This is a genomic window from Micromonospora sp. LOL_024 (genome assembly GCF_048060415.1).
GTDB lineage: Bacteria > Actinomycetota > Actinomycetes > Mycobacteriales > Micromonosporaceae > Micromonospora.
The window spans coordinates 1-8,268 of the sequence record NZ_JBHMIS010000069.1 but is presented as its reverse complement, the minus strand read 5'-3'; the positions used below and the strand labels follow the sequence as shown (position 1 = coordinate 8,268).

Annotated in this window: 8 protein-coding genes; 7 read left to right on the top strand and 1 reads right to left on the bottom strand. The window is 71.0% G+C overall.

Features of this window, described 5'->3' with window-relative positions:
* Positions 1-142: 142 nt before the first annotated feature.
* Positions 143-688, bottom strand: coding sequence for a hypothetical protein (locus ACFHWY_RS27295; RefSeq protein ID WP_416583121.1), 546 nt, complete (start codon positions 686-688; stop codon positions 143-145).
* A gap of 167 nt (positions 689-855) precedes the next feature.
* Here ACFHWY_RS27295 and ACFHWY_RS27290 point away from each other — a divergent pair, with 167 nt between their 5' ends.
* The 7 genes from ACFHWY_RS27290 (at position 856) to ACFHWY_RS27260 (ending at position 8,213) form a co-directional block, all read left to right on the top strand.
* Positions 856-2,100 (top strand): HlyD family efflux transporter periplasmic adaptor subunit, encoded by a 1,245-nt coding sequence (locus ACFHWY_RS27290; protein ID WP_416583120.1) that lies wholly within the window; start codon positions 856-858, stop codon positions 2,098-2,100.
* Positions 2,101-2,161: 61 nt separating this feature from the next.
* Positions 2,162-2,914: a response regulator transcription factor gene (locus ACFHWY_RS27285; RefSeq protein ID WP_416583119.1), complete on the top strand. Its 753-nt coding sequence runs from the start codon at positions 2,162-2,164 to the stop codon at positions 2,912-2,914.
* Positions 2,911-4,434: a sensor histidine kinase gene (locus tag ACFHWY_RS27280; RefSeq protein WP_416583118.1), complete on the top strand. Its 1,524-nt coding sequence runs from the start codon at positions 2,911-2,913 to the stop codon at positions 4,432-4,434. The genes ACFHWY_RS27285 and ACFHWY_RS27280 overlap by 4 nt, the downstream gene beginning before the upstream one ends.
* A 67-nt stretch (positions 4,435-4,501) precedes the next feature.
* Entirely contained in the window at positions 4,502-5,704 is a 1,203-nt protein-coding gene (locus tag ACFHWY_RS27275) for an efflux RND transporter periplasmic adaptor subunit (RefSeq protein WP_416583117.1), read from the top strand.
* Positions 5,701-6,423: an ABC transporter ATP-binding protein gene (locus ACFHWY_RS27270; RefSeq protein ID WP_416583116.1), complete on the top strand. Its 723-nt coding sequence runs from the start codon at positions 5,701-5,703 to the stop codon at positions 6,421-6,423. The genes ACFHWY_RS27275 and ACFHWY_RS27270 overlap by 4 nt, the downstream gene beginning before the upstream one ends.
* Complete coding sequence (locus ACFHWY_RS27265; protein ID WP_416583115.1) at positions 6,420-7,631, top strand: ABC transporter permease; 1,212 nt, start codon at positions 6,420-6,422, stop codon at positions 7,629-7,631. Before ACFHWY_RS27270 ends, ACFHWY_RS27265 begins: the two co-directional genes overlap by 4 nt.
* A 12-nt stretch (positions 7,632-7,643) precedes the next feature.
* Complete coding sequence (locus tag ACFHWY_RS27260) at positions 7,644-8,213, top strand: hypothetical protein (RefSeq protein ID WP_416583114.1); 570 nt, start codon at positions 7,644-7,646, stop codon at positions 8,211-8,213.
* The last annotated feature ends 55 nt before the right edge of the window (positions 8,214-8,268 follow it).

Genomic DNA, 8,268 nt, shown 5'->3' with positions numbered 1-8,268 from the left:
CATCAAAACGCGCCACGACCAGAACAACGAACCACCACCAAGATCCACCGGACACCACCTAAGCCGCAGCACCCGGCGCAGCGGCGGCGGCAGCCGACGAGCGCCTCCGAGATCTCGCACTTCAGCAATGCCAGAAGGTGAGTCAAGACGACGGCGTGGGGCGGGCCGTGGGCATGAGTGCCTTGCACGCTTCCATCGCCTCCTTCGTCTTCGGGTCGTCGGTGGGCAGGCTGTTCTGGCCGAGGGTGACCCCGCGGTCCTGCAGGCAATTGCGGTAGGCCGCGTTCGCCCCGTTGCCGGGGCCGTTTCCGCCGGGGCGCCCGGTCGGGCGCACGGACGCGCACGCCGACTGCGCCTTCTGCCACGTCGCGTCGTCGATCCCCTCGGGTTTCTGGAGGACGCCTCCGCCCGGGAAGCCGTTTCCGTCACCGGGCCGGGCGTCGCCGGAGGGCCGCGGCATCCCGGACGGCAAGCCCGACGGCCGGGTGCGCGGCTCGCCCGTGGGCGTGGCCACGGTCACGCCGTTCTCCCTCATGCAGTCGGTGTACGCGGTGCGGACGTTGCCGCCGACGTCTTCGGTCGGCCCGTCCGAGCCGCCGCCACAGGCCGCGGCCGAGACCAGCAGCGCTGCTGCGGCGATGGTCAGGGTGGTGATTCGGCCCAGGGACGGTGTGGTCTTCAGCGGCACGGTCTCTCCTCATGTGTGCGGACACGACTGTCCCAGGGAAGACTGCCCACCTCGCCACGACGTCGGACGATGCTCGGAATCACCTGGGAACGCGGGGCCGACGGCTCCGAGGTAACTCCGAGCTGGGACTGAGCCGGCGGCGAGGACTGGCCGCGACACTGTCCGCCATGGGTATCGGCGTGACGGTGGGGCGCGGGGGACGGCGGCGGTGGGTGTGGCTCATGGCCGGCGTCGTGGTGGTTGTGCTGCTCGCCGCAGGTGCCGTGCGGGTGCTGACGGCCGGGGCGGACGAGAAACCGGCAACGGTGACCACTGTGGCGGCGGATCGAGGTGTGGTGACCACCGAGGTGGCGACGATGGGCACTGTACAGCCCGCGCAGACGCGTAGCCTGTCCTTCGCCGTCGGCGGCACGGTCGACAGCGTGAAGGTTCGCCCGGGCACCGTCGTCACCGTCGGTCAGGATCTCGCGAGCCTCGACGACTCTGGCGCCGTCGAGGCGGTGAGTTCCGCGCGTCAGACCCTCGCTGACGCCCAGGGCGCTCTCGACGACGCCTACGAGGCAGCGGACACGCCGAGTGCCGGCTGCGGAGTCGTGCCGGCCGGCTACGAGTCTCCCCCTGCGAGCGTGGTCCCGGCGCCGACACCAACCGGTGCGCCCGCCGCAACCCCGTCGTCGACATCGACCGGTCCGCCCGCCGAGACCCCGTCGCCCACCAGGACGTCTGCTCCCAGCCGTAGTTCCGCGCCAGCCCGGACGGCGGCGGCGTGCGCCGACGGCGGTCAGCAGGGCGACCGGAGCGGCGCCGGGGGTGATGCCGTGTTGAGCGCCGAGCAGCGCGTCAACCAGGCCGAGGTGGCGGTGGCGAATGCCGAGGACAACCTTCAGGGCTCGACGATCACCGCCCCGATCGCCGGGCGGATCCTGTCGGTCTCCGGCAAGGTCGGCAGCCGGGTGGGCGCCGGGTCCGCCTTCATTACCCTCGCCGACGTCTTCGACATGCAGATCAGCGCCGACTTTCCGGAGGCCGACGCCGACCGGCTGGCCGAACGACAGAAGGCCACCGTCACCCTCGCCGGCCGGGCCGGTACGACGTTCGGCGCGACCGTGGTGCAGGTCAACCCGGTCGGCACCAGCAACGGCGTGATGGTTAGCTACGGTGTCGTGCTCTCCTTCGACGACGCGCCTGAGGATCTGTTGGTCGGGCAGAGCGCGGCCGTACGGGTCATCACCGGCGCGAAGGAGGACGTGCTGCGGGTGCCGAGCACCGCGGTGCACGACGTCGCCGGAACCACCGGGACGGTGCTGCGCGACGGCGCCCAGATGCAGGTCGGCGTCGGGTTGCGCGGCGACCAGTACACCGAGGTGACCTCGGGGTTGGCGGCGGGTGATACCGTCGCCGGCTCGTGGTGATCTCAGCGTCCTCACACGTGTCTCATGGGAATTTCAAAGGCAACGCTGATAGTTGTTTGCGGTGAACTCCGCTACTCGTGGCCCCGCCGTCTTCGGCAAGCCCTCGGTGGGCCGGACCCGGATCCTGGTCGTCGATGACGAGCCGAACATCTCGGCCCTACTCTCGGCCACGCTGCGCCTGGTCGCGTTCGACGTCCGGGTCGCCGAGTCGGGCCACGGTGCGCTGATCGCCATCGAGGAGTTCGACCCCGATCTGGTCGTTCTGGACGTGATGCTGCCCGACCTGGACGGCTTCGACGTCGCTCGGCGGATGCGCTCGGCCGGCCGTGGAACTCCGGTGCTGTTTTTGACCGCTCGTGACACCGTCGAGGACCGGGTGGCCGGGCTGACCGCGGGCGCGGACGACTACGTGACCAAGCCGTTCAGCCTCGAGGAGGTCGTGCTGAGGATCCGGGCGATCCTGCGGCGCATCCAGCCGGAGCCGGGGGCGCCGGCCGACGGGGGTGTGCTGCGCTACGCCGACCTGGAGCTGGACGAGGACGCCCACGAGGTACGCCGGGCCGGACGCCTCATCGACCTGTCGCCGACCGAGTTCAACCTGCTCAGTTTCCTGCTTCTCAACGCGGGACGGGTGGTCAGCAAGGCCCAGATCCTGGACCGGGTCTGGAAGTATGATTTCGGCGGCGACGGGCGCATCGTGGAGTCGTACATCTACTACCTGCGCCGCAAGATCAACAAGACCGGGGCGCCGCTGATCCACACCGTTCGGGGGGTCGGGTACGCCCTGCGCCTGCCACGCGGCGGTGATGAATGAGCAAGCGGCTCCACTGGCGTCCGCGGCGGTGGAGCCACTGGACCCTGCGGGCGCGCCTCGTCCTGTTTGTCGGCGCGCTCGCGGCACTGGCCCTGCTGGCGGTCAACACCGCCGGGCTGGTGCTGATCCGCGGCTACATGCGGGACCGCGTCGACGAGCAGTTGATCGGCATGACCCGGCCCTTCGTCGGCACACAGCACCTGGAGGGGCCCACGCCCGGTGCCTTCCCGGCCCGGCGGACGTTGCGCCTGGGCCCCGACCAGACGGTGTACGTCTACACCGCTGACGGCACGCTCGATGCGGACCGCTCGTCCACCGCGGATGCCACCCGTCCGCCCGTGCAGTCCTTCACCGAGGTACTCGCCCGGGTGGCCGAGGCGCGCCCGTACACGATGCCAGCGGCCGACGGCAGCACCGACTGGCGGCTGCTGGCCGTGCAGGTCGCCGGTACCGGGGGCGCGGCCGTCATCGGCTCGTCGCTGTCGGAGGTGGAGCAGACCGGCGACCGGCTGCTGCTCATCGACATCGGGGTCAGCGTGCTCGTGCTGGTCCTGCTGGGTGCCGGGGCGGCTTTCGTGGTGCGGCTGGGTTTGCGTCCGCTCACCGAGATGGAACGGTTGGCCACCGCGATCTCCGCGGGCAACCTGTCCGAGCGGGTCGCCGACACCAACCCGCACACCGAGCCCGGTCGGCTCGGTGGCGCGCTCAACCTGATGCTGTCACGCATCGAGGAGGAGGTGTCCGCGCGCAGGTCCTCCGAGCAGCGGCTGCGGCAGTTCGTGGCGAACGCCTCCCACGAGCTGCGGACCCCGCTAACCTCGATCCGCGGCTTCGCCGAGCTGTACCGTCGCGGCGGCGCCCCGCCCGGCCCGTTGCTCGACGAGACGATGAGCCGGATCGAGGGCGAGGCCGGGCGCATGGGCGTCCTGGTCGAGGACCTGCTACTGCTGGCGCGGCTGGACCGGCAGCGCCCGCCGGTGCTGCGCCCGGTGGACCTGCTGGAGATCGCCGCCGACACGATCCGCGACGCACACGCGCGAATACCGGACCGTCCCGTGCGCCTGGCTACCCTCGACGACGACAACGACACCTTCGAGCCACCCACGGTGCTGGGCGACGAGCACGGGCTGCGGCAGGTCGCCACGAACCTCGTCGCCAACGCGCTGCAGCACACCACCCGGCCCGCCCGGGTCACGGTGCGGATCGGGCGCGTCGACGGCCACGTGCCATGGCCGGGCGTGGTTCGCTCCGGGACGGTGACCTCCGGCGTACCCCTCGCAGTCCTGGAGGTCAGCGACGACGGCCCGGGCGTGCCCGCGGAGCACACGCCCCGGGTTTTCGAACGGCTCTACCGGGCCGACTCCAGCCGCACTCGGAGCCGAGGGGGTGGCTCGGGGCTGGGCCTGTCCATCGTCGCGGCGATCGTGCACGGGCACGGCGGGTGGGTCGAGCTGGACCCGCCGATCGGGCGCGGCGCCACTTTCCGGGTGCTGCTGCCGATCACCCACGACCCGGCGTGACGGGCTCCGAGGTGGCTCCGAGGTTACGCCCAAGGTCCTCCTAGGCCGATCGGTCACAGTGTCCGTCATGCTTGCTGCCCGCCTGGAATCACTGCGCCGTCCCTCGACGGCGATCAACGCCGTCCTCGGGCTCCTGCTCGCAGGTGGGGCCTTCTGGGCGTACGAGACGCTGTCCGGCCCCGAGAGCGGTGCCGCGGTGAACGCGTCGACGCGCTCCGTGCCCGTCCAGCAGGGAACCGTCACCGCGACCGTGACCGCCGACGGTTCGCTGGAGAGCGCGAACTCGGCCAGCGCCAGCTTCGTCACCGGCGGGACCGTGACGACCGTTTCGGTGCGCGTCGGCGACAAGGTGAAGAAGGGTCAGGCTCTCGCGAAGGTCGACCCCGCGCCGGCGCAGCGGATCCTCGCCGCCGCGGAGGCCGACCTCGACGCTGCTCAGGACGCCCTGAAGCGCGCCGAGGAGGTCGGCTCGGACACCTCCAGTTCGCAGAACGCGGTCACCCAGGCGCAGCTCGCCGTAGACGAGGCACGGGCGGGTGTGGACGGCACTGTCCTCGAGGCGCCGATGGCCGGCACGGTCGTCGCCGTCAACGGCACCGTCGGCAGCTCGTCCAGCGGGACGGGCTCGTCGTCGAACGGCGGGGGGCAGGCGCAGGGTGGGGCGCAAGGTTCCGCCGCGTCGAGCGGCGATTCCGGCTTCATCGACATTGCGGATCTGACCGAGTTGCAGGTCAGGGCCGCCTTCTCGGAGGCGGACGCCACGAAGCTCAAGGAGAAGCAGGCCGCCACGGTCACGTGGAACGCCCTGAGCGGTACCCGGCAGAGCGCGAAGGTGGTCGCTGTCGACCCGCAGGCCACCACCGCCGGCAACGTCGTGACGTATGCCGTGACGCTGAGCCTGGACGAGGTGCCGGCCGGCGCGAAGCCCGGCCAGACAGTCTCCGTCTCCGTCGTCACCGGCGAGGTCGCCGATGCGGTGTACGTCAACGCGGCGGCGTTGACCACGGTCGGCAACCGGCACACCGTGACGGTGCTGGCCGACGGGATCCAGGAAACCCGACCGGTCGAGATCGGCCTTGAGGGCGACCAGACCATGCAGGTCACCTCCGGGCTCAGCCCCGGCGAGCAGGTGGTGCTCCGGACAACCACCACGACAGGCGGCGGCCCTCAGGGCGGTTTCCCCGCCGGCGGCGGGTTCGGCGGACTGACCGGCGGCGGCGCCCGACCCGGCGGCGGCCCCCAGGGTGGCGCTGGACGGGCCGGCCAATGACCCGGCCGGTGCTCGACGTACGCGAGCTGACCAAGGTCTACGGTGCGGGCGAAGCCACCGTGCACGCCCTGCGCGGCGTGTCCCTCGCCGTCGGCCGAGGCGACTATGTGGCGATCATGGGGTCATCCGGGTCCGGTAAGTCCACCCTGATGAACATCCTCGGCGCGCTCGACGTACCCACCTCGGGGACGTACCTGCTGGACGGCGTGGACGTCAGCCGCCTCGTCGACCGGCAGCTCGCCCTGGCTCGCAACCGGCTCATCGGCTTCATCTTCCAGGCGTTCAACCTCATTCCGAGGATGACGGCCGTGGCCAACGTGGAGTTACCGCTCGCGTACGCCGGGGTGCGTTCCCGCGAGCGTCGACTGCGGGCGATGGCCGCGCTGGAGGTCGTCGGCCTGGCCGACCGGGCCCGGCACGAGCCCAACCAGCTCTCCGGCGGCCAGCAACAGCGGGTCGCCGTGGCCCGGGCGCTGGTCACCGAGCCGGCGCTGCTGCTCGCCGACGAGCCGACGGGCAACCTCGACAGCCGGTCCACCGGGGACGTGCTCCAGGTCTTCGACCAGCTCAGCAGCGCCGGTCGCACCATCGTGCTGATCACCCACGAACCTGAGGTGGGCGACCGAGCGAAACGCCTGATCCGTCTGGTCGACGGGCGCATCGTGACCGACCGCCGCCAGCAGCCGGTGCTCGCGTCGATGGGACGGCACACGGTATGAGCTTCCACGAGGTCATCCGCTTCGCCCTGCGTGGGCTGGCGGCGAACAAGCTCCGCTCGGCCCTGACCATGCTCGGTATCCTCATCGGCGTCGCCGCAGTGATCCTGCTTGTCGCCGTCGGCAACGGCTCGGCCAAGGCCGTCAGTGACCGGATCGAGGCGCTGGGCACCAACACCGTCACCGTGATGAGCGCCGGCCGGGGCGGCTCGTCGAGCACCGCGCTCACGACCGGGATCGCCGATGCGCTGATCGATCCCGTGCTGGCGCCGAACGTCGCCTCGGTGTCGCCGGTGGTCAGCTCGTCGGCAACGCTCACGTACGAGGGCACCGACCACGAGGTGAGTAGCTTCGTCGGCACCACGCCTGGCTGGTTCGCCGCATCCAACACCCCCATCGGCGCCGGCTCCGGCTTCACCGCCGACGACGAGGCGCAGGGACGCCGGGTGGTGGTGATCGGCCGTACGGTCGCCGAGGAGCTGTTCGCGGGCACCGACCCGGTCGGCAAGCAGGTCACCGTCGGCGGAGCGTTGTTCACCGTGGTCGGCGTGCTCGCGGAGAAGAGCTCCACCGGCTTCCAGGACGCCAACGACACCGCGGTGGCGCCGCTGACGGCCGTCCGCCAGGTGCTCACCGGCTACGGCGCGCTCACATCGATCCTGGTGGAGGCGACCAGCCCGGACATGGTCGACGCGGTGCAGTCCGAGGTGTCCACCATCCTGAACCAGCGCTTGGACGTCAGCGGGAACGGTGGCAGCGGAGGCGCGTCGGCGCCGTACCGCATCCAGAACGCCTCCCAGTTGCTGCAGACGCAGACCGAAACCGCGGAAACCTTCACCACACTGCTCGGCGCGGTCGCCGCCATCAGCCTGCTCGTCGGCGGCATCGGCATCACCAACATCATGCTGGTCACGGTCACCGAGCGGACCCGCGAGATCGGGATCCGCAAGGCACTGGGCGCACCTCGTCGGATGATCCTCACCCAGTTCCTCATCGAGGCGACACTGCTCAGCGCCCTCGGCGGGGCCCTGGGCGTGGCGGCCGCGCTCGTCGGCGGCAGCTTCGAGATCGTCGGCGTCAAGCCGATCATCGTGCCGAGTTCCATCGGGCTCGCCCTGGGCGTGTCCATTGCCATTGGACTGTTCTTTGGCGGTCTGCCCGCCGGCCGGGCCGCCCGGCTGCGCCCCATAGACGCGCTGCGCTACGAGTGAGGACGGACCACAGTGACCCACATCGACGACACCGCCGTCCTACCGAGGTTGCAGGGCGAACCGGCTGACGAGCCCGCCACCCAGGACGACGACGGCCTGGCGGCGGAGATCGCCAAGGCGGCACCCCGGCGCTGGTGGAACCGCGGCACTATCGCGCTGGGCACTGCGGCGCTGCTACTCGCCGGCTTCCTCGGTGGCCTCCAAACTCAGCAGCGCTGGGGAACGAGTGCTACCACCGCGACCGCCCGGCCCGGCGGGGCCCAGGACCCCCGCGCCGCCGGGAACCTCGGCTCATCCGGCAGAGGACAGGGCCCAGGCACCGACGCGGCGCCGGGACCGGCGTCCACGGCGCCCGTCGCCGGTCCAACCACAGGAGAGGTCAAACTCGTGGACGGCACGACAATCTACGTCGAGACCCCCGACGGCACGGTGGTCACCGTACGGACCACCGACGGCACAGCCGTGCGTACCGCGACCGCCGGCAAACTGGCGGACGTCGAAGCGGGTGACACGGTCAGCGTGCAAGGTGCCACCGGCGAGGAAGGCACGATGAACGCCACGACGGTCACGAAGGAACGCTAGTGTTCTGTCTCAGTTTTGAGTAGCCGTTTGTTGGAGGGCGACACGTCCACGTCGG

What these genes read in the sequence shown, in the direction of transcription:
- ACFHWY_RS27265 (WP_416583115.1), top strand. Translation starts at nt 6,420, where the DNA reads ATGAGCTTCCACGAGGTCATCCGCTTCGCCCTGCGTGGGCTGGCGGCG.
- ACFHWY_RS27280 (WP_416583118.1), top strand. Translation starts at nt 2,911, where the DNA reads ATGAGCAAGCGGCTCCACTGGCGTCCGCGGCGGTGGAGCCACTGGACC.
- ACFHWY_RS27275 (WP_416583117.1), top strand. Translation starts at nt 4,502, where the DNA reads ATGCTTGCTGCCCGCCTGGAATCACTGCGCCGTCCCTCGACGGCGATC.
- ACFHWY_RS27270 (WP_416583116.1), top strand. Translation starts at nt 5,701, where the DNA reads ATGACCCGGCCGGTGCTCGACGTACGCGAGCTGACCAAGGTCTACGGT.
- ACFHWY_RS27290 (WP_416583120.1), top strand. Translation starts at nt 856, where the DNA reads ATGGGTATCGGCGTGACGGTGGGGCGCGGGGGACGGCGGCGGTGGGTG.